The organism is Thioclava sp. DLFJ5-1, from assembly GCF_002020115.1.
Classification (GTDB): Bacteria; Pseudomonadota; Alphaproteobacteria; order Rhodobacterales; family Rhodobacteraceae; genus Thioclava; species Thioclava sediminum.
In genome coordinates this window covers 170,924-196,717 of the sequence record NZ_MPZU01000006.1, presented here as the reverse complement: position 1 = coordinate 196,717, position 25,794 = coordinate 170,924, and the positions used below count along the sequence as shown (strand labels likewise).

The following is a 25,794-nucleotide window of genomic DNA, read 5'->3' as shown; positions in this document are numbered from 1 at the left end:
GGCAGACAAACGCAAAAGGCCGCCTTCGGGCGGCCTTTTTCATGGGCGGATCGCGGACACAGCGCGACGCTAGGGCAATCCACACCCGCCGCTAGCGCAAACAGTCGAAAAGACGTGACGTTTCAGGGCCAAAACGAGGCGTTTTCCCCCTGTCCCTTCGCCCTTTGCTCTTGTAACAAAATTGCCGAATGAATCCGTTCGCCGCAATTTGGCGGACTACACAAGGGAGACACGCCATGAAGGTTCTCGTGCCTGTGAAGCGCGTGATCGACTATAACGTGAAAGCTCGCGTGAAAGCGGACGGAAGCGGTGTCGATCTCGCCAATGTCAAAATGTCGATGAACCCGTTCGACGAAATCGCTGTCGAAGAGGCGATCCGTCTGAAGGAGAAGGGCGCCGTCGAAGAGATCATCGCGGTCTCCATCGGCGTGAAGCAGGCGCAGGAAACCCTGCGCACCGCGCTCGCGATGGGTGCGGACCGTGCGATTCTCGTGGTCGCCGCCGATGACGTGCAGACCGATATCGAGCCGCTGGCCGTTGCCAAGATCCTCGCCAAGGTCGTCGAGGAAGAGCAGCCCGGCATGGTGATCCTCGGCAAGCAGGCGATCGACAACGACATGAACGCGACCGGCCAGATGCTGGCGGCGCTTCTGGGCTGGGGTCAGGCGACCTTTGCCTCGGAAGTCGTGGTCGAGGGCGAGGCCGCGAAGGTCACCCGCGAAGTCGACGGCGGGTTGCAGACCATCGAGGTCAAGCTGCCCGCTATCGTCACCACCGACCTTCGTCTGAACGAGCCGCGCTACGCCTCGCTGCCGAACATCATGAAGGCGAAGAAGAAGCCGCTCGACGAGAAAACCGCCGACGACTACGGCGTCGACGTCTCGCCGCGCCTCGAAGTGGTGAAAACCACCGAGCCCGAAGCGCGTCAGGCTGGCGAAATGGTGCCGGATGTCGACACGCTGGTTGCGAAACTCAAAGAGAAGGGGGTCGTGTGATGGCCGTTCTGCTGCTGGGTGAAGTGAATGATGGCGAACTGTCGGTCGACGCGACCGCCAAGGCCGTTTCCGCTGCAAAATCGCTGGGCGATGTGACCGTGCTCTGCGCGGGCGCGTCTGCCGCCGCCGCGGGTGAAGCCGCCGCCAAGATCGACGGTGTCGCGAAGGTTCTCGTGGCCGAGGATCCCTCGCTGAGCCACCGTCTGGCGGAGCCGACCGCCGCGCTGATCGTGTCGCTCGCAGGCGACTATTCGCATATCGTGGCGCCTGCCACGACCGATGCGAAGAACGTGATGCCGCGCGTGGCAGCCCTTCTCGACGTGATGGTGATCTCGGATGTCTCCGGCGTCGTCGATGCCGACACGTTCGAGCGCCCGATCTACGCGGGCAACGCGATCCAGACCGTGAAATCGAAGGACGAGAAGAAGGTCATCACCTTCCGCACCTCGACCTTCGACGCCGCCGGCGAAGGCGGTTCGGCTTCGGTCGAGACCGTCGCCATGTCGGACGCGCCCGCTCTGTCGAGCTGGATCGAAGACAAGGTCGCCGAGAGCGATCGTCCGGAGCTGACCTCGGCGAAGATCGTTGTGTCGGGCGGCCGTGGCGTCGGCTCGGAAGAGGACTTCAAGGTGATCGAAGCGCTGGCCGACAAGCTTGGCGCGGCTGTGGGTGCCTCGCGCGCCGCCGTCGACTCGGGCTTCGCGCCGAACGACTGGCAGGTCGGTCAGACCGGCAAGGTCGTGGCCCCCGAGCTCTACATCGCCTGCGGCATCTCCGGGGCTATCCAGCACCTCGCCGGCATGAAGGACTCGAAGATCATCGTCGCGATCAACAAGGACGAAGAAGCGCCGATCTTCCAGGTCGCCGATTACGGCCTGGTCGCGGACCTCTTCGACGCTGTTCCGGCGCTGACCGAAAAGCTCTGATCCTCGGAAGGGGCACTGCCCCCCGGGAGAGTTGAACCAAGTCGAAAGGGCGGGGAATTTCCCCGCCCTTTCCTGTTAGAGAAATGACTGCAGCGCAGGCGCGAGCGCCGCTGCGATCTCCTCATGCACCAGAGGCCCCGGCACCATTTCCGCCGCAGGCTCTTCCAGCGCGGAGAAATGCATCCCCGTCGTGCCCGCGCTGCGCGCCGTCACCGACGGCTCGACCCGCACGGTATCGGCCACGAGCGGTCGCAGCGTCTCCACCATCGCCTCCGTCACCATCAGAGGCTCGTGCCCGAGCGTGTCGCTATGGGCCGGATCGTGGAATTCGCCCAGCCAAAGCAGCAGCTTGCGCCCCTTGATCTTGGCCAGAAGCGCGGTCATCCGCTGCTGCCATGCCTCCTGCAACTCGACTTCGAGCAGTGCGAATTTCTCGGGCTCGCGTTCTTTCAATGCGCTCAGCATGTGACGCGTGAAGTTGAACTCGGTGAAATCCACGCCGCGGAAGATCGAGCGCATCAGGCTCGACGCGCGCAGGAAGCGGTCATTGCGGCGCGGATGCACCGCATAGAAGCGGTTCGACATGTTCTGCGCGCCGAGCAACTGGATCACCGTGACCTTCGCGGCCTCTGACGCCGCAGCCAGTTGCGGCTCGTGCAGGAACACGTCGATCCCGGCATTCAGATAGCCGAAATTCACCACCGGCATCTCCAGCCGCGCCTCGAGCAGCGCGGGCCAGGGATGCTCCACGAATTTACCATAGGTCTCCGTCCCGCCCATCGCGGCGATGAAATCCCCCTGCAGCGCACGACGCGGCCCGCGGAACAGCAGTTTGGATTTCCCGTATCTGCACGGAAAGTAATCGAGGGCGCCATCGCCCGTATATTCGAAAGCCATTTTCCCACCTCAGTCTGAGTTCGACTCACCCGAGGCCAGATTGCGCCCAAAATCTTGCCAAACGGCTAATGTTAAAATGATCTCAGCCCTGCGTTTCGCTTGCATGGACCGAGCGGAGAACTATGGTCAGGGCGCAAAGCGTGAGAGGGAAAATTATGGCGATCGAGAAAGTGGGCATCGTGGGTGCAGGGCAGATGGGCAACGGTATCGCCCATGTCTTCGCGCTGGCCGGATATGACGTTCTGCTGAACGACATCAGCGAGGACGCGCTGACGAAAGCGCTCTCCACGGTCACCAAGAACCTCGATCGGCAGGTGTCGCGCGGCAAGATCTCGGAGGACGAGAAGAACACCGCGCTGAAGAAGATCACTACGACCACGAAACTGAGCGATCTGGGCCCGACCGATCTGGTGATCGAGGCCGCGACCGAGCGCGAGACGGTCAAGCAGGCGATCTTCGAAGACCTGCTTCCGCATCTCAAGCCGACGACGATCCTGACCTCGAATACCTCGTCGATCTCGATCACGCGGCTCGCCTCGCGCACCGACCGGCCCGAGAAGTTCATGGGCTTCCACTTCATGAACCCGGTGCCGGTGATGCAGCTGGTCGAACTGATCCGTGGCATCGCGACCGATCAGGAGACCTACAAGGCGCTGCACGAAGTGGTGGAAAAGCTCGGCAAGACCGCGGCTTCGGCCGAAGATTTCCCGGCCTTCATCGTGAACCGCATCCTGATGCCGATGATCAACGAGGCGGTCTACACGCTCTATGAAGGCGTGGGCAATGTGCGCTCGATCGACGAGTCGATGAAGCTCGGCGCGAACCATCCGATGGGACCACTGGAGCTGGCCGATTTCATCGGGCTCGACACCTGCCTCGCGATCATGAACGTGCTGCACGACGGTCTGGCCGACACCAAGTACCGCCCCTGCCCGCTTCTGACGAAATATGTCGAAGCCGGCTGGCTCGGCCGCAAAACGGGCCGCGGCTTCTACGACTATCGTGGCGAAGAGCCGGTGCCGACGCGCTGAGGCGACGGGGTAGAGGGGCTCTGCCCCTCGCGCTTTGCGCTCACCCCGGGATATTTTCCAAGAGCGAAGACTGGGGTCGACACCCGGCCCGAGCCGCGATTGCGGAGAACCGGGTGCCTTCGCTCTTACGGCCATCGGCGTCCCCGCCTGTACCGCGAATGCAGACTGCCCCGCGTTCCGTTAAGATCGCGTAAGCGACTTCGCTCTTTCAAAATATCCCGGGGGGCGGCGGAGCCGCGGGGGTAGAGCCCCCTCCACCAGTCGCCTTACAGCGCCAGCGTTTCCGCCCGCAGGTCCGCGAGGAACTTGCGCGGGTTCTGCAGCGCCTCGGCGATCTCGTCTGCGCTCTTCGCCGGACCAATCGCGGGGCTCTGCGGCTTGTTCAGCGCGCGTTTGATCTCATAGAGCAGCAGCCCCTGCCGCACCGTCGCGCTAAGTTTGTTGGCGATCTGATAGGCGCGCGAATTCTGCCCCGGGAAATGGATCGGCAGCACGGAGGCGTTCGACCGGGCGAGCATTTTCGCGGTGAACGGGTTCCATTCCTGCTCGATCACCGGGCCCATCAGCGTCTCGGAATGCGCCACCTGCCCCGCCGGGAACAGCACCACCACGCCGCCACGCTTGAGCTGCGCCATGCAGGCGGCGCGCATCTTGAGGCTGTCTTCGCGGGCGTTCGGCTCATGCGGGAAGGGCACGGGCAGCATGTATTGCTCGACCTCGGGAATGCCGGTCAGCAGCGAGCGGGTGAGGATCAGGAAATCGTCGCGCACCTGGCCGATCAGGTAGGCCAGCACCATGCCGTCCACCAGCCCGTGCGGGTGGTTCGCGACGACCACCAGCGGGCCCTCTTTCGGGATATGGGCGATCTGCTCGGGGGGCGTCGTGACATCGATCCCCATCACATCGAGCGCCTGCGGCCAGAACTCGGCCCCGACCGGCGCGCCGCGCTTCTCGAACTTGCGGATCAGATGCAGAAGCTGCGCCTTTGCGGTCAGCCATTCCAAAGTGCGGATCGTACCGACCTTGAACGGGTTGGAAAACGTCCCCGCATAGGACAGGCGACGCTTGTCATAGGGTCGCGATACGGCTTGCGCGGCTTCGATTGCGATCTCGCTCTCTTGGTTCATTGGGCGAACCCCCTCGCTGGGTGCGGAGCGCGTCACATACCTTCGCCGAATTTATCGGCCACCAATGCCTGAAGCGCATCGGCGAGCTTCTCTGCCTCGGCCCCGCTTGTCGTCACTTCAATAGTGGTTCCACGCGAAGCTGCCAACATCAAAAGCCCCATGATCGAGTCGCCAGAGACCGACTGGCCATCCTTCGCCACCGTCGCACGGGCGTCATGATCCTCCACGACCTCGACGAAACGGGCAGAGGCGCGCGCATGCAGGCCCTTCTCGTTCACGATCTCCAACTCGCGGGTCACGGACATTTCACCACTCCCGCTTGGGCATTGTAACTATTGATATATTTTCGCCCCGCATCGAGCGCGGCCTCGACCGCGGCATGGACCGCGAGGCTGCGCGATTTCGCCAGCTTGATCAGCAGCGGCAGGTTCGCACCGTAGATGATTTCGCGGTCCCGCGCCTCGCAGGCCATCAGCGACAGGTTGGACGGAGAGCCACCGAACATGTCGGTCACAACCACGACACCGGTGCCGTCATCGACCGCATCGGCGGCGGCGCGAATCTCCGCCTGCTTGCCCGCGCGGTCGTAATCGTCCTCGATCGTGATGGCACGAATGCCGCGCTGCGGGCCCACGACATGCTCTATAGCGGCGAGATATTCGCGCGCCAGACCACCATGTGCCACGATCACGATACCGATCACGCGCCCGACCTCACCTTCGTTTCTTCGTTCTCGGCATGGCCGAGACGCTCCAATTCCCTATGACGTTTAGACACGCGCCACCCTGCTTCCGCAAGCGCTTTGGCGATGCTCTCGGTCATTGCAACCGAGCGGTGTTGCCCCCCGGTACACCCGAAGCCGACCGAGAGGTAAGCCTTGCCCTCCGCCACATAGGCGGGAAGCAGGAACAACAGCAGATCGAGCACGCGCTGGTGGAACTCCGCAAAGCGCGGATCGGCGGCGACGTAATCCGCGACCGCCGCGTCACGCCCGTCAAGCGCGCGCAGCTCGGGCTCCCAATGGGGGTTGGCGAGGAAGCGGCAATCGAACATCAGATCGAGCCCGCGCTGTACCCCGCGCTTGTAGCTGAAAGAATTCACCGTGACCGAGAGCGCCTCGGTGCGGCCCGTGTCGAAGAAGCGCCCAACCTCGGCGCGCAGATCATGCGGGCTCATCTCGGAGCTGTCGATCAGGACATCGGCGCGCATGCGGATCGGCGAGAGCAGGTCCATCTCCTGCGCGATGCCTGCGCCGGGGTCTTCCTCGGGCGACAGCGGATGGCGGCGACGGGTCTCGGAATAGCGCCGTTCGAGCACTTCGGGACGTGCATCCAGATAGAGCAGGTCGAGATGCAGATCCGGGCGCTTGGTCAACATATCGACCAGTTCGATCAGCGCCGCGGCCGAGAAATCGCGCCCGCGGACATCGACGCCAAGCGCGACCGGGCCGGTCAGATGGCCCTTGAGAAGGCGCGGCACGAGACTCAGCGGCAGGTTGACGATCGGCTCGTAGCCCAGATCCTCCAAAGCGCCAATGGCAGTCGTGCGGCCCGCACCTGACGGGCCGGTCACCAGCACGACGCGCTGGCCAGCCTGTGCCCATACCGGATCGGATCGGGTCACGCCCATCGGCCCCCTTTCAGCCATTGCAAGATTGCCACATCAAGATGACCATGCTGCACGCGCAGCACAAGGGGCAGATTGACCCCCAACACCCTGTCTTTTCGACAGGTTGGCAAGCGTTCTACCTCTTCCCGGTCGAGATCGACCAGCAAAGTGATGCGGGCTTGCGACAGGTGATCGGCGCGCAGGATACCCACGCCGCGCGCCTCGATCCGGCCCGCGATCGTCTCCGGTGCGCTTGCGATCAGCGCTCCATCTTCGACCCGCAAGTCGACCCGGTCATCGGCCACTAGCGACGCCCCCAGCGCCATCAACCGCAACGCGAGAAGGGATTTACCGCTGCCTGAGGCGCCACGAATGAGAACGCCGCGCTCGGGGTCGAGCGCGACGGCACTGGCATGGAGATTGGTCGAGAGGTCGTCCGACCCGGTCATTCAGCTTACCGGCAGGCCCACGACGAAACGCGCGCCCAGAGGATCGGAGGTCCGGTCGGCATCGGTGGGGCGGATATTCTCGGCCCAGATCACGCCGCCATGGGCTTCGACGATCTGCTTGGAAATCGCGAGGCCAAGACCCGAGTGATCGCCAAACTGCCCCTCGGGACGCTCCGAATAGAACCGCTTGAAGACCTTGGTCAGCGCCTCTTCGGGAATGCCCGGCCCGGTATCCTCGACCACGACCAGCACACGATTGTCGCGCTGGCGTGCCCAGACCCGCACCGCGTCGCCCTCTTCGCAGAACGAGGTCGCATTGGTGATGAGGTTCACGAAGACCTGCGCCAGACGCGCTTCCAGCCCCGAGATGACCACAGATTGCGACGGCAGGTCGGTAATGAAATCGACGCCCTTCTCGCGCGCCTGCTGCCCGAGGAATTCGCTGAGATTCGACACCATCTTGATCAGGTCGAACCGCTCTTCCTCTTCTTTCACCAGCTCGGAATCGAGCCGCGATGCATTGGAAATGTCACTCACAAGACGATCCAGTCTGCGCACGTCGTGATCGATGACTTCCAGAAGGCGGGTGCGCTGCTCCTCCTTCTTGACCATATGCAGCGAGGCCACGGCAGAGCGCAGACTGGCCAGCGGGTTCTTGATCTCGTGGGCGACGTCGGCGGCGAACTGTTCGTTCGCATCGATGCGTTCGTAAAGCGCGCCGACCATGCCGCGCATTGCGCCCGATAGCCGCCCGATCTCGTCAGGTCGCGCGGTCAGGTCGGGGATGCGCACCCGGGCGGGCGCCATCTTGCGCGCATTCTTGTCGCGCCCGATTTCGGCGGCCGCGGCGAGGTCGGAGAGCGGATTGGCGATGGTCGAGGCCAGCACCAGCGAAAGCCCGATCGAGACGATGATCGCGATCACGAACATCTGCAGCACCTGCTCGCGCTCGACGCGGACCAGCGCGTCGATCTGCCCCGCAACGGAGATCAGCCCGACCACGCCCACGACGCGATCGCCCTGCCGGATCGGCGTGGCGACGGCGAAGATGGTCTCTCCGGCGGCATTCTTCTGCGAGGCGATCTTGGTGCGGCCATCCAGCGCCGAGGGCACCAGATCGCGCACCATGTCGAGCGCGCTATCGGCGGCGGTGCCGCCACCGCGCTCGAACAGACCCGCGATCGAGTCCCAGATCTGACCGAGAAAATCGCTGAGCACGGTGGAGCGCTTGTCGAAATTGAGCCCATCGACCTCTTCGACCGGCGCGCGGTCGCCCGTGGTCGTCGTGCCAAGCAGCGCCGCACTTGGATCGAACAGGTAGAGATCGGCGCCCTCGGGCAGCTCCATCCCGCGGATCGTCGCGAGCGGGTCGAGCCCGTCTCCCGCCGCCAGATTGACCGGAGCCCCCGCCGGAAGCTGCGCCTCGAACACGTCGGCGGCCAGTTGCGCCTCGTTCACCAGCCCGCTCTCGCGCTGCAGCACGAGGCTGTCGCGAAACGGGTTGAGGTAGAGCACGCCGGTCACCAGCACGATCATCGCCAACAGGTTGAAGGTGATGATCTTGCGCGCCAGTGGCGAACGGTTGAGCGAGAACATCGACCGCCGCGCCCGACCCTTGCGCAGGTCGTCGTCGACGATATCGGCCGGGCCGACCCAATCCTCACCGAGCACGACTTCCGTTTCCGGCGCGTGACGGGCGAAGTTTGAGGAGCGCTTTCGAGCCAATCCGATCTTCCCGGCAATACTCATCTACGTAGCATCACTCTTCGTTATACCGGTATCCGATGCCGTAGAGAGTCTCGATCGCCGTGAATTCATCATCGACGCTGCGCATCTTCTTGCGTAGGCGCTTGATGTGGCTGTCGATCGTGCGGTCGTCCACATAGACCTGATCGTCGTAAGCCACGTCCATCAGCTGATCGCGGGATTTCACGAAACCGGGCCGCTGAGCGAGCGCCTGAAGCAGCAGGAATTCGGTCACGGTCAGCGTGACGTCCTTGCTCTTCCACGTCACCGCGTGGCGCAGCGGATCCATCTCGAGCGAGCCGCGCACCATGACCTTGGTGTCTTCGGTCGAGGCGACCTCGCCGGTCGAGATCGCTTCCTGCCGGCGCAGCAGCGCGCGGATGCGTTCGACCAGAAGACGCTGCGAGAACGGCTTCTTGACGTAGTCGTCCGCGCCCATGCGCAGACCCAGAACCTCGTCGATTTCGTCGTCTTTGGAGGTCAGGAAGATCACCGGCATCGCGGTCTTCTGGCGAAGCCGCTGCAGCAGCTCCATGCCGTCCATTCGCGGCATCTTTATATCCAGAACCGCCATGTCCGGGAGACGCTTGGTGAACGCGTCGAATGCAGCCTGTCCATCGTTATACGTTTCGACATCGTAACCTTCGGCCTCGAGCGTCATCGAGACAGAGGTCAGAATATTGCGGTCGTCGTCGACCAGCGCGATTCTCGACATGTCGGAATATCCCTTCACTGCTACTTTATAGTTATTACACGCATATTCCGCGTTCGTTGCCTTCAAATCAACAAAAAGCTGCGAATCACCAAGGTTTCGCGAATCATCAGAGCCAGAATTTCCGAACCTTTGACTAATTTGCCTCACCTTTCCGCGACATTTCGCCGTGATTGCGCTAAACCTAGAAATGGTTGCGCTAACTCCCCCTATCCATTCTGTTCCTTCGCAAAATTGTCATGCTATAGGCGATCCATCCGGGTAACATTGTTGCTCGGATCGGCGCTTCGAGGCCCCGACGCGCCGGGAATAACCCTGTGAACGCCGCGCGACGGCATCGGGAGCATCAGATGGACATTGGACGCGTTAACCCCGCGAAACGGCTGGAAGATCAAGGCATCGAAGGTCTCGGGAATGTCTATTATAACCTGCTGGAACCGGCGCTGATCCAAGAAGCGATCAAGCGCGACGAAGGTACGCTCGGCAAGGGTGGCGCCTTCTACTGCACCACCGGGAAACACACGGGCCGGTCGCCCAAAGACAAGTTCGTCGTGCGCACCGCCTCGGTCGAAGACAGCATCTGGTGGGAGAACAATTCCCCGATGGAGCCCGAAGCCTTCGACCGCCTCCATGCCGACATGCTGGAGCATATGAAAGGCAAGGATTACTTCGTCGAGGACCTCTTCGGCGGCGCCGATCCCGAGCATCGGCTCGACGTGCGCCTCGTGGCGGAAATGGCCTGGCACGGGCTGTTCCTGCGCACCATGCTGCGCCGCCCCGAGCGTGAGGAGCTCGACGCGTTCAACCCGGAATGGACGATCATCAACTGCCCGAGCTTCAAGGCCGATCCCGAGAAGCACGGCTGCCGCTCGGAGACCGTGATCGCGCTGAACTTCGAGAAGAAGACGATCCTGATCGGCAACACCGCCTATGCGGGTGAGAACAAGAAGGGCGTTTTCACCCTTCTCAACTACATCCTGCCTGGCGAAGGCATCATGGCGATGCACTGCTCGGCCAACCACGCGATCGACGATCCCGATGACGCGGCGGTCTTCTTCGGGCTTTCGGGCACCGGCAAGACGACGCTCTCGGCCGATCCTTCGCGCATCCTCGTGGGCGATGATGAGCATGGCTGGTCGCATAACGGCATCTTCAACTTCGAAGGCGGCTGCTACGCCAAGACGATCAACCTCTCGAAAGAAGCCGAGCCGGAGATCTACAACACCTGCTCCATGTTCGGCACCGTGGTCGAGAACATGGTGTTCGACGAGGAGACGCTGGAGCTGGACTTCAACGACAACTCGATCACCGACAACATGCGCTGCGCCTATCCGCTGCATTACATTCCGAACGCCTCGGATACCGCGATGGCGGGCCAGCCCAAGAACGTGATCATGCTGACCTGCGATGCCTTCGGTGTCCTGCCGCCCATCGCGCGGCTGACCCCGGCGCAGGCGATGTACCACTTCCTGTCGGGCTTCACCTCGAAGACCCCGGGCACCGAGGTCGGCGTGGTCGAGCCGCTCCCGACCTTCTCGACCTGCTTCGGCGCGCCCTTCATGCCGCGTCGCCCCGAGGTCTACGGCAAGCTGCTGCAAGAGAAGATCCGCAACACCGGCGCGTCGTGCTGGCTGGTGAATACCGGCTGGACTGGCGGCGCGTTCGGCACCGGCTCGCGGATGCCGATCCGGGCGACCCGTGCGCTGCTGAAAGCCGCGCTCGACGGCTCGCTGCATGACGTGCAGTTCCGCAAGGACCCCAACTTCGGCTTCGAAGTTCCGGTCTCGGTCCCGAACGTCTCGGACGTGCTTCTGGACCCGCGCCGCACCTGGGACGACGCGGCGGCCTATGATGCGCAGGCGCAGAAGCTGGTGGAGATGTTCTCGGACAACTTCGCGCAATACGTGCCCTATATCGACGACGACGTGAAAGCCGCCGCGATCGGCTGATCCGCTGAACCCGGAACACGAGATTTTTAAGAAGGCCGGCGATCACGTCGGCCTTTTTCATGCGCGAAGCCCACTTTCCTAAACCCTTGAACCGCCTACATGATGCCAGCCATGAAACTGGAACTGCTTCATATTCTGGGCTTCGCCCTGATCGCTGGCCTCATCGCGCTGGCCGGTGTGACGCTGATCGTCGCACGGCTGTCGCATCGGCGTCCGAAAGGCCCGTTCCCCAAGTCCCATATGCAACTCGCCCCCGAAACCGGGCGCTTCGCGATGGCGTTGCAGAACCGGCTCGCTGGAATTGAGACAAAGAGCGCGGTCCAGCTGCTCGCAGATCCGCTCGACGCGCTGGCGGCGCGGCTGGAACTGATCGACGCGGCGGAGGTCTCGCTCGATCTGCAATACTACATCTGGCAGAACGACACCGCGGGCGCGATCATGCTCGGCGCGCTGCGCAAGGCCGCCAAGCGCGGGGTCCATATCCGTCTGCTGATCGACGACAACGGCACGGCGGGGATGGACCGCACGCTGGCAGCCCTCGACCAGTTGCCCAATGTCGACGTGCGCCTCTTCAACCCCTTCCCGATCCGGACCGCGCGCTTCTTGGGCTACCTGTCCGATTTCCGCCGCCTGAACCGCCGGATGCACAACAAGGCGATGATCGCGGATGGGCGGATGGCGATCCTCGGCGGGCGCAATATCGGCGACGACTATTTCAACAGCCTCTCCGAAAGCGGCCTCTACATGGATCTCGACGTCGCCGTCGCGGGTCCGGTTCTGGCGCAGATCGGCAAGCAGTTCGACCTCTATTGGAACGCGCCCCCCGCGATCCCGGCGGAAAAGATGCTGGGCGGCTGCGAGGCGAAAGAGGCCGAGACCATCATCAAGACCGAAGAGGTCCGCCTCTCGGAGCCCGAGGCGAAGCGTTATGCGGACGACCTACAGCATCCAGACCGGACGTCGCGGCTGCTGTCAGGCAAGGCGCGGGTGATCTTCGCCGAGGCGCAGTTGATCTACGACCACCCGTCGAAAATCCACGGACTTCTGCAGGGGCGCAAACTGCTCTGGCAATATCTGGTGCGCGCCCTGGGGCAACCGCTGGAGGAACTGGTTCTCGTCACGCCCTACCTCGTCCCGACGCGGACGGGGGTGCGCTATCTCAAGCGGATCGCGCAATCGGGGGCGACCATCAAGGTGCTGACGAATTCCTATGCCGCGACCGATGTGGCGCTGGTCCATTCCGGCTATGCACATCGCCGCAAGGGGCTGTTGCGCGCAGGCATCGAGCTTTACGAATACGCCGCCGATGCCGAAGACCGCCGCCCGAGCGAGCGCAACCGGCGCGAGCGGCTGCTTGGCTCCGACATTCGCGGCACCTCGCCCTTCTCGCGCAACAAGCTGCACGCCAAGGTTTTCGCGGTGGATCGCGCGCGGGTCTTCATCGGCTCGTTCAACTTCGATCCGCGCTCGATGCGCCTGAATACCGAGCTCGGCATCGTGATCAACGCGCCCGAGATCGCCACGGAAATCTCCGAGACCTTCAAGGAATTCATCCCCGCCCGCGCATGGCGTCTGCGCCTCACCCGTGCGCAGCAATTGCGCTGGTCGCGCCCCGGACATGGCGTGCGCAAGCGCGAGCCGGGCGTACCCTTCTCGCACCGCATCTTCCTTTGGATCGCGCAGCGCCTGCCTATCGAGTGGATGCTGTAAGCCTCAGCTCTTGCGCGTGCGCTTCACCTTGCGCGCGACCGCCTTCTTCTTGGCAGCGTCGCGGGCCGGTTTGCGCGGGCCCTTGCCGGGACCTTTGCGCGGCGGACGCGTGCCGGGACGGCGGCCCTTGCGGCGCTTGCCGTCGCCAGAGGGCATCCCCTGTCCTTCGACTTCCAGCAGCTCCAGCATCAGCCCGCCGGTGATCGGCACGGCCTCGGACAGCCGCACCCTGACGCGCTGCCCGATGGTGATGACCATCCCGGTATCCGAGCCCACCAGCTCCTGCGCCTCGCGGTCGAAATGGAAGAACTCGCGCCCGATCTCACGGATCGGGATCAGCCCGTCCGCGCCGGTCTCGTCGAGCTTCACGAAGGCGCCGAATTTCTGCACGCCCGAGATGCGGCCAGTGAACTCGCTGCCCACGCGATCCGACAGGTAAGCCGCCAGATAGCGGTCGGTCGTGTCGCGCTCGGCCACCATCGAGCGGCGCTCGGTATCGGAAATCTGCTTCGCGGTGTCCTCGAGATTCTCGATATCCCACGCGCTCAACCCGTCCTTGCCCCAGCCATGGCCCAGGATCAGCGCGCGGTGCACGATCAGGTCCGAATAGCGCCGGATCGGCGAGGTGAAATGCGCGTAGGAGCGCAGCGCGAGGCCGAAATGGCCGTAATTCGTCGGCGCGTAGTAGGCCTGCGTCATCGAGCGCAGCGTCGAGATATTGATCAGCTCGTCGAACTCGGACCCCTCGGACTGGCTGAGCAGATTGTTCAGATGCGCGGTCTGCAGCACCTGCCCCTTCGCCAGCGTGAAGCCCGACGCCTGCGCAACCTCGCGCAGGCTCTCGATCTTGTCGAGGCTGGGTTCTTCGTGAACACGATACAGCAGCGGACGGCGCAGCTTTTCCAGTTCCTCGGCGGCGGCCACATTGGCCAGCACCATGAACTCCTCGATCAGCTTATGCGCGTCGAGCCGCTCCTTGAACCGGATCGAGGCGACATGGCCATCGTCGTCGATCACGATCTGCCGCTCGGGCAGGTCCAGCTCCAGCGGCTGACGGATCGCGCGGGCATGTTTGAGCGCCTCGTAAGCCTCGTAGATCGGGTCGATGATCTCCTCGACCATATCTTCGGTCTTCTCGTCCGGATTGCCGTCGCGCGCCGACTGCACCTGCCCGTATTCCAGCGAGCCGACCGAACGGATCATCCCGCGCGTGAAGCGATGCGAGACCTTGCGCCCCTGCGCGTCGATCTTCATCCGCACCGCCAGCACCGCACGGTCCACGTTCTCGTGCAGAGAGCACAGATCGCCCGAGAGGCTATCGGGCAGCATCGGCACGACGCGGTCGGGGAAATAGGTGGAGTTGCCGCGCTTGCGGGCCTCGCGGTCCAGCTCGGAGCCCGGGGTCACGTAATGCGCCACATCGGCGATCGCGACCCAGATCAGGAAGCCGCCCTCGTTCTTCGGATCGTCATCGCGGATCACCAGCACCGCATCGTCGCGGTCGCGCGCATCCGCCGGGTCGATCGTGACGAAAGACAGCTTGCGGAGGTCTTCGCGATCCCCCAAAGGCGCGGGCTCTGCGGCATCGGCCTCGGCCACGACCGCATCGGGGAAATCGTCGGGGATGCCATGCTGATGGATCGCGATCAGCGACACGGCCTTCGGCGCGGACGGATCGCCCAGCACCTCGATCACGCGCGCCTTGGGCAGGCCCATGCGCCCGCGCGGCCCGGTCTGTTCCGCCTCGACCAGCTCGCCATCCTTTGCGCCCTGCGTGACCGCCGCCGGCACTTGCCATTCATTGCCGACACCCTTGTCGATCGGCATGATCCGCCCGCCCTCGGCATTCTTGCGGAAGATGCCGACGATGCGATGCGAGGCCTGCCCGATCTTGCGGATAAGCCGCGCCTCGTAGCCGTAATCCTCATCCTCGACCGGGGTCAGGCGGCCGAGGATACGGTCGCCCTCGGCCAGCGTGGGATCGCCGTCCTTCGGAACGAAGAGCACAAGCGGCGCAGGCCCGTCGCCAGTCCATTCCGCAGGCTCGGCCCATTGGTCGCCTTGGCTGTCCTCGCGCATCACGCGCAGCACGGACACCGGCGGCAGCACGTTGGGATCGCGGAAATTGCGGCGGCGCTTCTCGATCAGGCCTTCCTCGGCCATGTCCTTGAGAATGCGCTTCAGCTCGATCTTCGCCTGCCCCTTCACACCGAAGGCCCGCGCGATATCGCTCTTGGCCCCTTGGTCGGGGTTGTCGTTCAGCCAGTCGAGAATTTGCTGGCGCGAGGGGATGGGGGCGGGTTTGCTCATGGGTTTGCCTAACATGGGGCGTGAGGGGCGTCACTCAAAGAGTGTGGCGCTAATTCTGGGTGTCGAGGGGGCGCTGCCCTCGCGTGCGCAGGCGTGCATGGCTTAGGCGGAGGGGGCTCTGCCCCCGCGCTGACGCGCCCCCCGGGATATTTTCGCCAAGAGGAAGCTAAAGCGGCTTTTCCATATCGCGATGCGGGATGCCCGCGTCGTCGTAATCTTCGCCGTAGGGCACGAAGCCGAGCTTTTCGTAGAACGGGATCGCGTAGCTCTGGGCCGAGAGATGGGCGCGGGTGCAGCCCATCTCCGCGAACCGTTCGCAGGCGTCGCGCACCAGCGCCGCGCCAAGCCCGGTGCCACGCGCGGATTTCGCCACGCAGATGCGACCGATCTTGCCGGTCTCCTCCTTGCGGAAAAGCCGTGCGGTGCCGAGCGGCGTGCCCTCCTCGCTGGCAAGCAGATGGATCGCCTGATCGTCGAGATCGTCCCATTCCTCGGGCTCCGGGATGCCCTGTTCTTCGATGAACACCGCCCGGCGCAGCGCGTGGCAGGGGGTGTAATCGGTGACCGGCTCGATCTTGATCATGCGAAATAGTCTCTCAATATGCGGGCATAGACGCGCGTGAGGGCTTCGATCTGATCGAGCGGCACACGTTCGTCCACCTGATGCATCGTCGCGCCGACGAGGCCGAATTCCACGACAGGGCAGTGATCCTTCACGAAGCGCGCATCCGAGGTGCCGCCCGAGGTGGACAGTTCCGGTGCGCGGCCCGTTTCCGCCTCGACCGATTTCGCGACGAGATCGACGAAGGGACCGGGCGGCGTGACGAAGCTCTCCCCCGAGATATCGGGGTTGAGCGCGATACGGATACCGGTCTCGGCGGCGATCTCGGAGGCCATCGCCTCGGCCCAGGCGATCAGCCCCTCGCCGGTATGGGCGTCGTTGAAGCGGATATTCACGGTCGCGCGGGCCTTGGCCGGGATCACGTTATTGGCCGGGTTGCCGCAATCGATGGTGGTGATCTGCAGGCTCGACGGCTGGAAATGATCGGTGCCGTGATCGAGCGGCTCTGCGGTCATCCGGCCCAGCAGATCGACCAGCGCATGCAGCGGGTTCTTCGCGCGATGCGGATAGGCGGCATGGCCCTGCACGCCCTCGGCCTCGATATAGAAGCTGAGCGAGCCGCGCCGCCCGATCTTCATCATCTCGCCCATCTCATTGGGGCAGGTCGGCTCGCCGACGAGGCAGACCGACATCGCCTCGCCCTCGGCGGTCATCCAATCCAGAAGCGCCCGCGTGCCGTCACGGCCCGGGCCCTCCTCGTCGCCGGTGATGGCGAGGATCACCGCGCCGTCGGGCGGCGTCTCGGTCACGAAATCCACCGCCGCCGCGGCAAAGGCCGCCACGGCGGTCTTCATGTCGGTCGCCCCGCGCCCCCACATTACGCCGTCGACGATCTCGGCGCCGAAGGGATCATGCGTCCAGGCCGCGGCATCGCCCACCGGCACGACATCCGTGTGCCCGTTGAAGCCGAAACTTTTCGCCGCCCCCTTCGCGCCCCAGCGCGCGTAGAGGTTCGGCGTGCCGTTGCGATCGACGCGGGTGCAGGTGAAGCCCGCCCCGCTCAGCAGGCCTTCCAGCAAGACCAGCGCGCCACCCTCCTCCGGGGTCACCGAGGGGCAGCGGATCAGATCGGCGCTCAGGCGGATGGGATCGGTCGTCATGGGCACTCCTTTTCAGCGCTACAGGCTTAGAGCGCCGAAGCCCTCGGGGCAATGGCTGTTGCAGGCTCGACACCGGGCGCATGTGACGCAGAGACAGGGGCTACCCAAAGGCAGGTCGCGGTGCCATGATATGTCAAAAGCAAAAGCCCGGAATCGGGCATATCGAGCAGGGCGAAGCCCGGAACACGACATGGCAGAGAGCCGCGCAGATTTTTCGCGCGGCGTGATCGGCATTTGTCGGCTTCCCCGGGCGCGGAGACAGGCATGGGATCAAGGCAGCATTCGGAGCGTCGCGGATGAGGGCGCAGCAGGGCTGGATCGGTGCGCAGATCGCACATCGCGGCGCGGTCAGGTTCGACGAGCGCAGACTGCCGGAGCTGCTCGCACGCGGCAGCCTGATGCTGGAATTCACCCTGATGCGCGGCGAGCAATCGCCCCTGCCATTGATCCATCTGCATCAGCGCGAAGGCTGGCGGAATTTCCTCTCGCTCAATCTCGATGTCGACGGGCGCATCGTGCTGGCGCAGCGGCGCGGCTCGGCGGTCCATGCGATCTCGATCGACGCCACACAGGAGCGGCTGACCGGTGGGCGGATGCGGCTCACATGGCGCTGGGACGGGCCGGGGCGCGAAAGCCTGCTGACGCTGGAGGCGCTCGACCAGCGCACGATCCGGCAGCAGGCGGGCGTGGCGCCGCTGCCGCTGACCCGTGACGAGGCCGCGGCCCTGATCGATCCGGCGGGGCCCGCGCGGATCGGGCCGCGCGTCGACTGGCTGGCGCTTGGCGATCATCTGCAACCCTTGGGACCAGCGGGCTGTTTCGCCCCCGCGACCCCGATTCAGACGCCGGAGGGCGTGGTGCCTGCCGCGCGGCTGCGCGCGGGCGATCTGGTCGAGACCGTCGATGCCGGACCGCAGCCGGTCCTGTGGTCGGGGCGGGTCAGCCTGCCTGCGATCGGGCATCTGCGTCCGGTGAAACTCTGTGCGCCGGTCTTCTCGGCGCGGCAGGATCTGTGGGTCATGCCGCAGCACCGCGTGGCGCTGAGCGGGCCGTCGGTGGATTTCATCTTCGGCGAGGACGAGGTGCTCATCGAGGCGCGCTCGCTGGCCGATGGCTGCGCTGCGCTGCAACCCGATTGCCCGGGCGTTCTGGAATGGCACGGGCTGCTCCTGGGCGGCCATCACCTGCTGATGGCGGATGGCTGCAAGCTGGAGAGCCTGCATATCGGGCGGCTCGCCCGGCAACCGCTTCTGGCGGCGACGACGGCCTTTGCGGGGCTGGTGCGCGAAGGCGGGGTACCGCTTCATCGCAAGCCGGTGCGAAAGATCGTCTCGGGCTATGAGGCGAAGACGCTGGCCTCCGCCCGCCGTCAGGGGCTGCGCCCCTTCGTGGCTTAACCCATCAGCGCACGGCGCAGAAGGTTCAGCCCGGCCACGCTCAGCAGGATCAGTGTCCACCACCGGAAGCGCACCGGATCGAGCCGGTCCTGCGCCTTGAAGCCCAGCTTCATCCCCGCCAGCGCGGGCAGGATCATCAGAAGCGACAGCGGGATCGTCTGCGCGTTCAGCACGCCCGAGACCAGATGCGAGCCGGTGAGGATGATCGCCCCGGTGAGGAAGACGACGCCAAGGATGCGCACGGCCTCCTGTTTCGGCGCGTCGATCGAGATCAGGTAGATGATCAGCGGCGGCCCCCAGATCCCGGAAATCCCGCCATAGAGCCCCGCGACGATGCCCAGCCCCGTCTCGGTCACCGCACGGTGGCGGCTCGGCATCGGGATCTGACGTCCCGAGATCTGCCAGATCGAGAAGGCGAGGATCGGTCCGCCCAAAAGCGCGTACATCACCGGCTGCGGGATCACGTCGACGAGGGTCGCGCTGATTGGGATGAAGACGATGATCATCGCGATGAACAGCCGGTAATTCTTGATCGACCCCACCGCCGCGCCGACCCCTTGACGGAAGGCCTGCATCACGTTGGTCACCAGCGTCGGCAGGATCAAAAGCGCCAGCGCCTGATGCGGCGGCAGGAAGGACGCGAAGCTCGACAGCATGATCATCGGCATCGCGAAACCGACCGCGCCTTTCACGAAACCTGCGAAAAGCGTGACGCCAAGCGCCGCGAATATTTGCCAAACTTCCATCCCGAACATGCGCGTTCCCTTCTGTGTCCCGCGTCGCTTCTACCGGGTTACGCGGCGGGATACAGCCGTGAAGCGACGTGAAATCAGGCGGATACCCGACCGCGCTGACAACCTCCGCGACATTATCCGTCGCAATCGTCGCCACTGGCGAATTTTTATTGCGCTGCGGTTGCGAAGTAACTAGACAGGCTGCAACTGCAGAATAAGGAGCCGACTCATGGCACATGACGGGGCCGATATGCCGACGACGATCATTCTGGACGACCTGATGGGCCTTGCGGAGGCGAGTCTGCCCGAACTGGAGGCGCTGGTCTCCGACGCGACCGCGAGCCTGCGCGCCGCAACCGAGAAAGACGGCCGCATTTCCGGCGCCGCGCTCGAGGCGAACCAATACCGCGCCCATGGCCTTGCTTGGCTGACCACCTACCAGCAGTCGCTCAAGCAGCTGCACGGCTGGGCCGCACGTCTGGACGAGGAAGGCAAACTGGGCGAGATGGAGAAGCTGATCGTGCAGATCGGCTTCGGCGAATATCTCGCGCAGATCGTGGGCGGCATCCAGATGAACCAGGGCGAGATGGTGCGCCTTGCCGATATGGGCGTCAGCTGGACCCCGTCCGAGGCCGCCGCGAAACTGATCGCGCAAGGCAATTCCAACGCCGCCCGGATGCGTCTGGTCGAGCTGATGCGCGACGTTCAGGGCCGCTCGATCTTCGGGCAGTCGGGTCTCGACGAAGACCTCGAAATGATCCGCGAGCAGTTCTACCGCTACGCGGAGGACCGCGTGAAGCCGAACGCGCATGAATGGCACCTCAAGGACGAGCTGATCCCGATGGAGATCATCGAGGAACTGGCCGAACTGGGCGTCTTCGGCCTGACCATTCCGGAAGAATATGGCGGGCTCGGCCTGTCGAAAGCCTCGATGGTCGTCGTGACCGAGGAACTCTCGCGCGGCTATATCGGTGTGGGCTCGCTCGGCACCCGGTCCGAGATCGCGGCCGAACTGATCATCTGCGGCGGCACCGAGGAGCAGAAGCAGAAATGGCTTCCGGGGCTGTCCACCGGTGAGATCCTCTCGACCGCCGTGTTCACCGAACCGAATACCGGCTCGGATCTGGGCTCCTTGCGCACCCGCGCGGTCAAGGATGGCGACGACTGGCTGGTGACCGGCAACAAGACGTGGATCACCCATGCGCAGCGCACCCATGTGATGACGCTGCTCGCGCGCACCGATCCCGCCACCGACAATTACAAAGGTCTGTCGATGTTCCTGGCCGAGAAGACGCCGGGCACCGATGACAACCCCTTCCCCACCGAGGGCATGACCGGCGGCGAGATCGAAGTGCTCGGCTATCGCGGCATGAAGGAATACGAGCTCGGCTTCGACAATTTCCGCGTGAAGGGCGAGAACCTTCTGGGCGGCGAAGAGGGCAAGGGCTTCAAGCAGCTCATGGAGACGTTCGAATCCGCCCGCATCCAGACCGCCGCCCGCGCCGTGGGTGTGGCGCAATCGGCGCTGGAGATCGGGATGCAATACGCGATCGACCGCAAGCAATTCGGCAAGTCTCTGATCGAATTCCCGCGCGTGTCGTCGAAGCTCGCGATGATGGCGGTGGAGACGATGATCGCCCGCCAGTTGACCTATTTCTCGGCCTGGGAAAAGGATCACGGCCATCGCTGCGATCTGGAAGCTGGCATGGCGAAACTGCTGGGCGCGCGGGTGGCGTGGTCGGCAGCGGACAACGCGCTGCAGATCCATGGCGGCAACGGCTTCGCGTTGGAATACCAGATCAGCCGTATCCTCTGCGATGCGCGCATCCTGAACATCTTCGAGGGTGCCGCCGAGATTCAGGCGCAGGTGATCGCGCGCAGACTGCTGGGCTGAACCAGAACAACTCTTTCCAACGGGGCGATACGGGCAAATCTCGTATCGCCCCGTTCTGATTTGACACCCGCCCAACGCCCCCGCAAGCTGAACGACGAGGTTCAGCACAATGGAGGGCGCATGGCTCGCACAATTCTGGTCACAGGCATCACCGGCTTCATCGCCAAACGCATTGCCTATGACCTTCTGGCGCAGGGCGAGATCGTGCGCGGCACGCTGCGCAAGGCCAGCCGCGGCGAAGAGGTGAAAGCCGCCTTGAGCGACCTTGGCCCCGAAGCGCTGGAACGGCTGAGCTTCGTCGAGGCCGATCTGATGGCGGACAAGGGCTGGGACGCGGCGATGGCGGGGGTCGACGCCGTGATCCACACCGCCTCCCCCTTCCCGCTCAGCAAACCTAAGAACGAGGCCGAGGTGATCCAGCCTGCGGTCGAGGGCACCAAGCGGGTGCTGGCTGCGGCGCAGGCCGCCGGTGTGACCCGCGTGATCCAGACGTCTTCGATGGAGGCGGTGATGCATGGCGTGACCTCCGACCCGATCACCGAGCGCGATTGGTCGAACCCGCGCGCGCCGACCTGCAGCCCTTATACGCGCTCGAAGATTTTCGCCGAGGAAGCGGCGTGGGAATTCATCGAAGATCATCACGAGATGCGTCTGACGGTGATCAATCCCGGCCTCGTCTGCGGCACGCCGATGGATCGCCATACCGGCTCGTCCGTCGCGGTGATCGAGCGGCTGATGGCGGGCAAGGACCCGATGGCGCCGGAATTCGATATTCCGGTGGTCGATGTCGCCGATGTCTCCGCCTGCCATGTCGCCGCGCTCGACCGAACCGAGAGCATCGGCCGCCGCTATGTCTGCGCGGAAAGCTTCATGTCCTTCCTCGAGATGGCGAAGGTGCTGAAGGCCGAGTTCCCCGAGCGCAAGATCCCGACGCGGAAGGCGCCGAACTGGATCGTCTCGATCCTCGCGCTGTTCGACGAGCAGATCGCGCTGATCAAGCCGATGCTGGGGATGAAGATGCACCTCAGCCACGAGGCCGCGACCCGCGATCTTGGGGTAGAGTTCGTGTCCGCCGCCGAGGCCGTGCGCCGCACCGGACATTTCATCGTGCAGAAATAGCGTTGCGCTCGCCCGGTTTCGCGGCCAAATCTGGCGCGAGGAACTGGAGGGGCGCAGATGATCCGCGACGCAAGACCGCAAGACGCAGAGGCGATCACCGAGATTTACAATGACGCGGTGCGCAACACGACCGCGATCTGGAACGAGATCGAGGTCGGCCCCGAGAACCGCCGCGCCTATATCGCGGATCGGCAGGCGGCGGGTTATCCGGTGCTGGTCTGGGAGGAAGACGGGCGTGCCGTGGGCTATGCGAGCTTCGGCCCGTTCCGCCCCCATGACGGCTATCACCTGAGCGTCGAGCATTCCGTCTATGTCCACCGCGACCACCGCGCGGGCGGCAAAGGCGCGAAGCTGATGGAAGCGCTGATCGCGCGTGCCAAAGAGGGCGGATTTCACGTCATGGTCGGCGCGATCGACGCTGCGAATGAGGGCTCGATCCGGCTACACGAGCGGCTGGGCTTCACGCAGGTCGGCTTGATGCCACAGGTCGGCAAGAAGTTCGGGCGCTGGCTCGATCTGGCGCTGCTGACGCTGCTGCTGGACGATCGCGAGCGGCCTTGAGCTTAAGGTGAGGGCTGCGCCCGACCCTTGGGTGGGCGCTGTACTCCGCCCGTGGCTTGGCGCTTTATCTCGCAAGCCAGTACGCGTTACGTGCCCGTGATGACATCGCCAATGCGCCCTCCCGGGGGGAGGGTCGGGCGCGGCCCGGGGCTAGTCGCCCCGCGCCAGGCTTTATGAGCTACCGCGCACTTCGCCCCAGCAAATCCACGAAACGCTGCCGCGCCTCGGGCAAGGGGCGATCCCCCAGATCGGGCGCCATCCGTTCGCCAAGGAAAAACCCGGTCAGCCGCAGCCCCTGCACGATCTCGCCAAGGCTCGCGGGCCCCTGCCCCAACAGGCACAGCGGCAGCGGCAACAGTCTCGGCGCCCATTCCCCGGCCCCTTGCCGGCTGACGGCACGGCCCGAGCGCGGGCTGACATAGGCCAGATCGTCGCGCGATCCGGTCACCGCGCAGCGCGACAGGTCGAGCCCGTAGCCCATCTCTTCCAGCAGCCCCAACTCCCAGCGCAGATAGGTCGGCACCCAGTCGCCGCCCTCGGCCATCGCGTCGAACAGCGCCTCGGAGGCCATGAACAACGCGTCATGCGACTCACGTTCGGGTAGCGTGAACCGCAGAAGCGCCGTCACCGCATTCAGCCCGGCCAGCGCCTGCCGGTCCGACAGGATCACCGCGCGGCTCTGCAAAGGCTCGATCGTGTAGCTGCCGAGGTGATCTTCCAGCCGGGCGCGCCACGTCGCCGTGACCCGGTTTCCCGGCTGCAAGATCCCCGTCATCTTGCGCGACGCTCCACCGCGCACGACGCCCGCATGTCGCCCATGCGCCGAGGTGAACAGCTCGACGATCATCGAGCTTTCGCCATGCGGTCGTGCCGAGAGGATCGTGCCGAGGTCTTGCCAGTCCATGCGAGGGACTATCCTTTCCGTGACGTTGCGGCGCAAGCGGCTTCGTGAATTGCGCAGACGTCGCGCGCCGCACTAGCTTCACACCCATGAAACGCGCCTCAATCCTTTTCGCCGCCCTGATCGCCCTCGTCGAATTGGCGGCGTTTGGCGCGAGCTTCGTCAACAACATGGCCGAACACCCCCACGCTGCCGTGCCGCTGGGCATCCTGTGGCTGATGTTTCGCTACTTCACGATCTGGACGAATACGCTGGTGGGCCTCGCCTTCGGCTGGATGGCATGGCGCAAACGGGCACTGGCGAAGCCGTTCCTCGCGGCGCTAGTGCTGTGGATCCTGATCGTCGGCGTGGTCTACCACCTGCTGCTGGCTGGCGACGCGCCGCTGCACGGGCTCGATTACGTCTCGAACCTACTGTATCACACGGTCGCCCCGATCCTCGTGCCGGTCTGGTGGCTGGCTTTCGCGCCAAAAGGCGGGCTGACGAGTCATCACGCCGTGATCTGGCTGGCCTGGCCGCTGGTCTATCTCGTCTATGCGGTGATCCGGGGGCTGGAGACCGGGTTCTACCCGTATTTCTTCCTCAACCTCGACAGGCTCGGATGGGGCGGGCTGGGCCTGTGGTGCGTGAAGTTCCTCGTGGCCTTCTGGATCGGCGGGCTGGTGATCGTGACCTTGGGCCGCGGTCTCAACCGTCTCGGGATCAGCCGCTGAGGCCGTCCTCGTCCAGCATCGTGCGCCCGTCGCGGCTCTCGATTTCGATCACCCAGAGGTCCGGGTCGAAGCCGCGTTGCTTGCGGATGCTGGCATCGACTTCGGCCTCGGGCCCGTCATGCAACAGCATCCACGCGCTTTTGCCCGTCATCAGATCCGCGCGCCGCTCGTAGCTTTGCGCGGTCCCGTCGAGCCGCGCGCATTTCACCAGCACGGCCCCAGAAGACGCCTGCCCATGCGCGGTGACATAGGCCGGGATATTCGCCAGCTCCAGCCGCTTGAGATAGGCGCGGACCCAGAAATCCGTGGTCAGACGCCCCTCGCTCATCACTTCGAGTCCTTGAAGTCGAGACCCATCTCGGAATAGCGCTCGGCCTCTTCCAGCCAGTTCGGGCGCACCTTCACCTGCAGGAAGAGATGCACGGGCCGATCGAGAAATTCGATCAGCTCCTCGCGCGCGGCTTTCGAGATCGCCTTGATCGTCTCGCCGCCCTTGCCGAGGATGATCCCCTTGTGACCGTCGCGCGCGACATAGATCACCTGATCGATCCGCGCAGAGCCGTCCTTGCGCTCTTCCCAGCTCTCGGTCTCGACGGTCAGCTGGTAGGGCAGTTCTTCATGCAGACGCAGCGTCAGCTTCTCGCGGGTGATCTCCGACGCGATCATGCGCATCGGCAGGTCGGCGATCTGGTCTTCGGGATAAAGCCACGGCCCCTCGGGCATCTCATCCGCAAGCCATTCCTTGAGGTCCTGCACGCCGTAGCCACGCTCGGCGGAGATCATGAAGGTCTTGGTGAACTGATACGCCTCGTTGAGCTTCGCGGTCAGGCCCAGAAGCTCCTCGGATTTCACCTTGTCGATCTTGTTGATCGCAAGCGCCACCGGCTGCGAGCCGTCACGTTCGCGAAGGGCTTCGAGGATGCTTTCAACGCCGGGGGTGAGGCCACGATGCGCCTCGACCAGCAGCACGATCATGTCGGCATCGGCCGCCCCGCCCCAAGCCGCGTTGACCATTGCGCGGTCCAGACGACGGCGCGGACGGAAGATGCCGGGCGTGTCGACGAAGACGATCTGGCTCTGGCCTTCCATCGCGACGCCACGGATGCGGGCGCGGGTGGTCTGCACCTTATGGGTGACGATCGAGACCTTCGCGCCAACCATCGCGTTGAGCAGCGTGGATTTGCCCGCATTGGGCTCTCCGATCAGGGCGACGAAACCGGCGCGTGTGGTCATGGGTGTTCCTTTTTGGCGATACGCGAAAGCGATACGGGGCGCGGGGTAGCTTATAACGGC

25 protein-coding genes are annotated in these 25,794 nt (G+C 64.4%); 10 read left to right on the top strand and 15 right to left on the bottom strand.

Annotated elements, in window-relative coordinates:
* Nucleotides 1–236: 236 nt before the first annotated feature.
* A complete protein-coding gene (locus BMI86_RS18030) occupies nucleotides 237–995 on the top strand; it encodes an electron transfer flavoprotein subunit beta/FixA family protein (protein WP_078521428.1) in 759 nt (252 codons plus the stop codon).
* A complete protein-coding gene (locus tag BMI86_RS18025; protein ID WP_078542565.1) occupies nucleotides 995–1,921 on the top strand; it encodes an electron transfer flavoprotein subunit alpha/FixB family protein in 927 nt (308 codons plus the stop codon). Before BMI86_RS18030 ends, BMI86_RS18025 begins: the two co-directional genes overlap by 1 nt.
* Before the next feature lie 75 nt (nucleotides 1,922–1,996).
* Here the strand turns inward: BMI86_RS18025 and BMI86_RS18020 are convergent, their stop codons facing one another.
* Nucleotides 1,997–2,818, bottom strand: a complete 822-nt coding sequence (locus tag BMI86_RS18020) for a DUF6473 family protein (RefSeq protein ID WP_078542564.1) — start codon at nucleotides 2,816–2,818, stop codon at nucleotides 1,997–1,999.
* 155 nt (nucleotides 2,819–2,973) lie between these two features.
* Between BMI86_RS18020 and BMI86_RS18015 the strand changes: the two genes are divergently transcribed.
* Nucleotides 2,974–3,849: a 3-hydroxybutyryl-CoA dehydrogenase gene (locus tag BMI86_RS18015; protein ID WP_078542563.1), complete on the top strand. Its 876-nt coding sequence runs from the start codon at nucleotides 2,974–2,976 to the stop codon at nucleotides 3,847–3,849.
* A gap of 266 nt (nucleotides 3,850–4,115) precedes the next feature.
* Here the strand turns inward: BMI86_RS18015 and BMI86_RS18010 are convergent, their stop codons facing one another.
* Genes BMI86_RS18010 through BMI86_RS17980 form a run of 7 tightly spaced genes read right to left on the bottom strand, consistent with a single transcriptional unit; the run spans nucleotide 4,116 to nucleotide 9,494 of the window.
* The gene (locus tag BMI86_RS18010; protein WP_078542562.1) at nucleotides 4,116–4,976 is read right to left on the bottom strand and encodes a lysophospholipid acyltransferase family protein; all 861 of its coding nucleotides are present in this window, start codon (nucleotides 4,974–4,976) and stop codon (nucleotides 4,116–4,118) included.
* Nucleotides 4,977–5,008: 32 nt separating this feature from the next.
* Nucleotides 5,009–5,281 carry an HPr family phosphocarrier protein gene (locus tag BMI86_RS18005; RefSeq protein ID WP_075776868.1) on the bottom strand — a complete coding sequence of 91 codons (273 nt, stop codon included), beginning with the start codon at nucleotides 5,279–5,281 and terminating at the stop codon, nucleotides 5,009–5,011.
* Nucleotides 5,272–5,679, bottom strand: coding sequence for a PTS fructose transporter subunit IIA (locus BMI86_RS18000; RefSeq protein ID WP_078542561.1), 408 nt, complete (start codon nucleotides 5,677–5,679; stop codon nucleotides 5,272–5,274). The genes BMI86_RS18005 and BMI86_RS18000 overlap by 10 nt, the downstream gene beginning before the upstream one ends.
* Nucleotides 5,676–6,605, bottom strand: a complete 930-nt coding sequence (gene rapZ, locus BMI86_RS17995) for an RNase adapter RapZ (protein WP_078521438.1) — start codon at nucleotides 6,603–6,605, stop codon at nucleotides 5,676–5,678. The genes BMI86_RS18000 and rapZ overlap by 4 nt, the downstream gene beginning before the upstream one ends.
* On the bottom strand, nucleotides 6,596–7,033 hold the full coding sequence (locus tag BMI86_RS17990; RefSeq protein ID WP_078542560.1) for a serine kinase: 438 nt from the start codon (nucleotides 7,031–7,033) through the stop codon (nucleotides 6,596–6,598). The genes rapZ and BMI86_RS17990 overlap by 10 nt, the downstream gene beginning before the upstream one ends.
* Complete coding sequence (locus BMI86_RS17985) at nucleotides 7,034–8,782, bottom strand: sensor histidine kinase (protein WP_078542559.1); 1,749 nt, start codon at nucleotides 8,780–8,782, stop codon at nucleotides 7,034–7,036.
* Between the two features lie 10 nt (nucleotides 8,783–8,792).
* On the bottom strand, nucleotides 8,793–9,494 hold the full coding sequence (locus BMI86_RS17980) for a response regulator transcription factor (RefSeq protein ID WP_078542558.1): 702 nt from the start codon (nucleotides 9,492–9,494) through the stop codon (nucleotides 8,793–8,795).
* 347 nt (nucleotides 9,495–9,841) lie between these two features.
* Here BMI86_RS17980 and BMI86_RS17975 point away from each other — a divergent pair, with 347 nt between their 5' ends.
* Complete coding sequence (locus tag BMI86_RS17975) at nucleotides 9,842–11,440, top strand: phosphoenolpyruvate carboxykinase (protein ID WP_078542557.1); 1,599 nt, start codon at nucleotides 9,842–9,844, stop codon at nucleotides 11,438–11,440.
* 111 nt (nucleotides 11,441–11,551) lie between these two features.
* The gene (locus BMI86_RS17970; protein WP_168173887.1) at nucleotides 11,552–13,150 is read left to right on the top strand and encodes a phospholipase D family protein; all 1,599 of its coding nucleotides are present in this window, start codon (nucleotides 11,552–11,554) and stop codon (nucleotides 13,148–13,150) included.
* 3 nt (nucleotides 13,151–13,153) lie between these two features.
* Here the strand turns inward: BMI86_RS17970 and rnr are convergent, their stop codons facing one another.
* The 3 genes from rnr to dapE all read right to left on the bottom strand — a co-directional run bounded on the left by rnr (nucleotide 13,154) and on the right by dapE (nucleotide 17,182).
* Nucleotides 13,154–15,460, bottom strand: a complete 2,307-nt coding sequence (rnr, locus tag BMI86_RS17965) for a ribonuclease R (RefSeq protein WP_078542555.1) — start codon at nucleotides 15,458–15,460, stop codon at nucleotides 13,154–13,156.
* Nucleotides 15,461–15,626: 166 nt separating this feature from the next.
* Nucleotides 15,627–16,043, bottom strand: coding sequence for a GNAT family N-acetyltransferase (locus BMI86_RS17960; RefSeq protein ID WP_143594858.1), 417 nt, complete (start codon nucleotides 16,041–16,043; stop codon nucleotides 15,627–15,629).
* Complete coding sequence (gene dapE / locus BMI86_RS17955; RefSeq protein WP_078542554.1) at nucleotides 16,040–17,182, bottom strand: succinyl-diaminopimelate desuccinylase; 1,143 nt, start codon at nucleotides 17,180–17,182, stop codon at nucleotides 16,040–16,042. The genes BMI86_RS17960 and dapE overlap by 4 nt, the downstream gene beginning before the upstream one ends.
* Nucleotides 17,183–17,478: 296 nt before the next feature.
* Here dapE and BMI86_RS17950 point away from each other — a divergent pair, with 296 nt between their 5' ends.
* A complete protein-coding gene (locus tag BMI86_RS17950; protein ID WP_078542553.1) occupies nucleotides 17,479–18,579 on the top strand; it encodes a Hint domain-containing protein in 1,101 nt (366 codons plus the stop codon).
* Here the strand turns inward: BMI86_RS17950 and BMI86_RS17945 are convergent.
* The gene (locus BMI86_RS17945) at nucleotides 18,576–19,334 is read right to left on the bottom strand and encodes a sulfite exporter TauE/SafE family protein (protein WP_078542552.1); all 759 of its coding nucleotides are present in this window, start codon (nucleotides 19,332–19,334) and stop codon (nucleotides 18,576–18,578) included. The genes BMI86_RS17950 and BMI86_RS17945 overlap by 4 nt on opposite strands.
* Nucleotides 19,335–19,542: 208 nt before the next feature.
* On the opposite strand from BMI86_RS17945, the gene BMI86_RS17940 reads away from it, so the two are divergent.
* The 3 genes from BMI86_RS17940 (at nucleotide 19,543) to BMI86_RS17930 (ending at nucleotide 22,887) form a co-directional block, all read left to right on the top strand.
* On the top strand, nucleotides 19,543–21,207 hold the full coding sequence (locus tag BMI86_RS17940) for an acyl-CoA dehydrogenase family protein (RefSeq protein WP_078542551.1): 1,665 nt from the start codon (nucleotides 19,543–19,545) through the stop codon (nucleotides 21,205–21,207).
* Nucleotides 21,208–21,327: 120 nt separating this feature from the next.
* Entirely contained in the window at nucleotides 21,328–22,326 is a 999-nt protein-coding gene (locus tag BMI86_RS17935) for an NAD-dependent epimerase/dehydratase family protein (protein ID WP_078542550.1), read from the top strand.
* Between the two features lie 57 nt (nucleotides 22,327–22,383).
* A complete protein-coding gene (locus BMI86_RS17930) occupies nucleotides 22,384–22,887 on the top strand; it encodes a GNAT family N-acetyltransferase (protein WP_078521463.1) in 504 nt (167 codons plus the stop codon).
* Between the two features lie 178 nt (nucleotides 22,888–23,065).
* Here the strand turns inward: BMI86_RS17930 and recO are convergent, their stop codons facing one another.
* A complete protein-coding gene (recO, locus tag BMI86_RS17925; RefSeq protein ID WP_078542549.1) occupies nucleotides 23,066–23,791 on the bottom strand; it encodes a DNA repair protein RecO in 726 nt (241 codons plus the stop codon).
* Between the two features lie 86 nt (nucleotides 23,792–23,877).
* Here recO and BMI86_RS17920 point away from each other — a divergent pair, with 86 nt between their 5' ends.
* Nucleotides 23,878–24,501 carry a Pr6Pr family membrane protein gene (locus BMI86_RS17920; protein ID WP_078542548.1) on the top strand — a complete coding sequence of 208 codons (624 nt, stop codon included), beginning with the start codon at nucleotides 23,878–23,880 and terminating at the stop codon, nucleotides 24,499–24,501.
* On the opposite strand, the gene BMI86_RS17915 is transcribed toward BMI86_RS17920, so the two are convergent.
* Together BMI86_RS17915 and era are read right to left on the bottom strand one after the other, a co-directional pair.
* Complete coding sequence (locus BMI86_RS17915; protein ID WP_078542547.1) at nucleotides 24,491–24,829, bottom strand: DUF1491 family protein; 339 nt, start codon at nucleotides 24,827–24,829, stop codon at nucleotides 24,491–24,493. The genes BMI86_RS17920 and BMI86_RS17915 overlap by 11 nt on opposite strands.
* A complete protein-coding gene (gene era / locus BMI86_RS17910) occupies nucleotides 24,829–25,734 on the bottom strand; it encodes a GTPase Era (protein ID WP_078542546.1) in 906 nt (301 codons plus the stop codon). The genes BMI86_RS17915 and era overlap by 1 nt, the downstream gene beginning before the upstream one ends.
* Nucleotides 25,735–25,794 lie beyond the last annotated feature (60 nt).

Excerpts from the sequence above, each read along its gene's own strand:
- BMI86_RS18030 (WP_078521428.1), top strand. The coding sequence starts at position 237 with ATGAAGGTTCTCGTGCCTGTGAAGCGCGTGATCGACTATAACGTGAAA.
- BMI86_RS18025 (WP_078542565.1), top strand. The coding sequence starts at position 995 with ATGGCCGTTCTGCTGCTGGGTGAAGTGAATGATGGCGAACTGTCGGTC.
- BMI86_RS18020 (WP_078542564.1), bottom strand. The coding sequence starts at position 2,818 with ATGGCTTTCGAATATACGGGCGATGGCGCCCTCGATTACTTTCCGTGC.
- BMI86_RS18015 (WP_078542563.1), top strand. The coding sequence starts at position 2,974 with ATGGCGATCGAGAAAGTGGGCATCGTGGGTGCAGGGCAGATGGGCAAC.
- BMI86_RS18010 (WP_078542562.1), bottom strand. The coding sequence starts at position 4,976 with ATGAACCAAGAGAGCGAGATCGCAATCGAAGCCGCGCAAGCCGTATCG.
- BMI86_RS18005 (WP_075776868.1), bottom strand. The coding sequence starts at position 5,281 with ATGTCCGTGACCCGCGAGTTGGAGATCGTGAACGAGAAGGGCCTGCAT.
- rapZ (WP_078521438.1), bottom strand. The coding sequence starts at position 6,605 with ATGGGCGTGACCCGATCCGATCCGGTATGGGCACAGGCTGGCCAGCGC.
- BMI86_RS17990 (WP_078542560.1), bottom strand. The coding sequence starts at position 7,033 with ATGACCGGGTCGGACGACCTCTCGACCAATCTCCATGCCAGTGCCGTC.
- BMI86_RS17985 (WP_078542559.1), bottom strand. The coding sequence starts at position 8,782 with ATGAGTATTGCCGGGAAGATCGGATTGGCTCGAAAGCGCTCCTCAAAC.
- BMI86_RS17980 (WP_078542558.1), bottom strand. The coding sequence starts at position 9,494 with ATGTCGAGAATCGCGCTGGTCGACGACGACCGCAATATTCTGACCTCT.
- BMI86_RS17975 (WP_078542557.1), top strand. The coding sequence starts at position 9,842 with ATGGACATTGGACGCGTTAACCCCGCGAAACGGCTGGAAGATCAAGGC.
- BMI86_RS17970 (WP_168173887.1), top strand. The coding sequence starts at position 11,552 with ATGAAACTGGAACTGCTTCATATTCTGGGCTTCGCCCTGATCGCTGGC.
- rnr (WP_078542555.1), bottom strand. The coding sequence starts at position 15,460 with ATGAGCAAACCCGCCCCCATCCCCTCGCGCCAGCAAATTCTCGACTGG.
- BMI86_RS17960 (WP_143594858.1), bottom strand. The coding sequence starts at position 16,043 with ATGATCAAGATCGAGCCGGTCACCGATTACACCCCCTGCCACGCGCTG.
- dapE (WP_078542554.1), bottom strand. The coding sequence starts at position 17,182 with ATGACGACCGATCCCATCCGCCTGAGCGCCGATCTGATCCGCTGCCCC.
- BMI86_RS17950 (WP_078542553.1), top strand. The coding sequence starts at position 17,479 with ATGAGGGCGCAGCAGGGCTGGATCGGTGCGCAGATCGCACATCGCGGC.
- BMI86_RS17945 (WP_078542552.1), bottom strand. The coding sequence starts at position 19,334 with ATGTTCGGGATGGAAGTTTGGCAAATATTCGCGGCGCTTGGCGTCACG.
- BMI86_RS17940 (WP_078542551.1), top strand. The coding sequence starts at position 19,543 with ATGGCACATGACGGGGCCGATATGCCGACGACGATCATTCTGGACGAC.
- BMI86_RS17935 (WP_078542550.1), top strand. The coding sequence starts at position 21,328 with ATGGCTCGCACAATTCTGGTCACAGGCATCACCGGCTTCATCGCCAAA.
- BMI86_RS17930 (WP_078521463.1), top strand. The coding sequence starts at position 22,384 with ATGATCCGCGACGCAAGACCGCAAGACGCAGAGGCGATCACCGAGATT.
- recO (WP_078542549.1), bottom strand. The coding sequence starts at position 23,791 with ATGGACTGGCAAGACCTCGGCACGATCCTCTCGGCACGACCGCATGGC.
- BMI86_RS17920 (WP_078542548.1), top strand. The coding sequence starts at position 23,878 with ATGAAACGCGCCTCAATCCTTTTCGCCGCCCTGATCGCCCTCGTCGAA.
- BMI86_RS17915 (WP_078542547.1), bottom strand. The coding sequence starts at position 24,829 with ATGAGCGAGGGGCGTCTGACCACGGATTTCTGGGTCCGCGCCTATCTC.
- era (WP_078542546.1), bottom strand. The coding sequence starts at position 25,734 with ATGACCACACGCGCCGGTTTCGTCGCCCTGATCGGAGAGCCCAATGCG.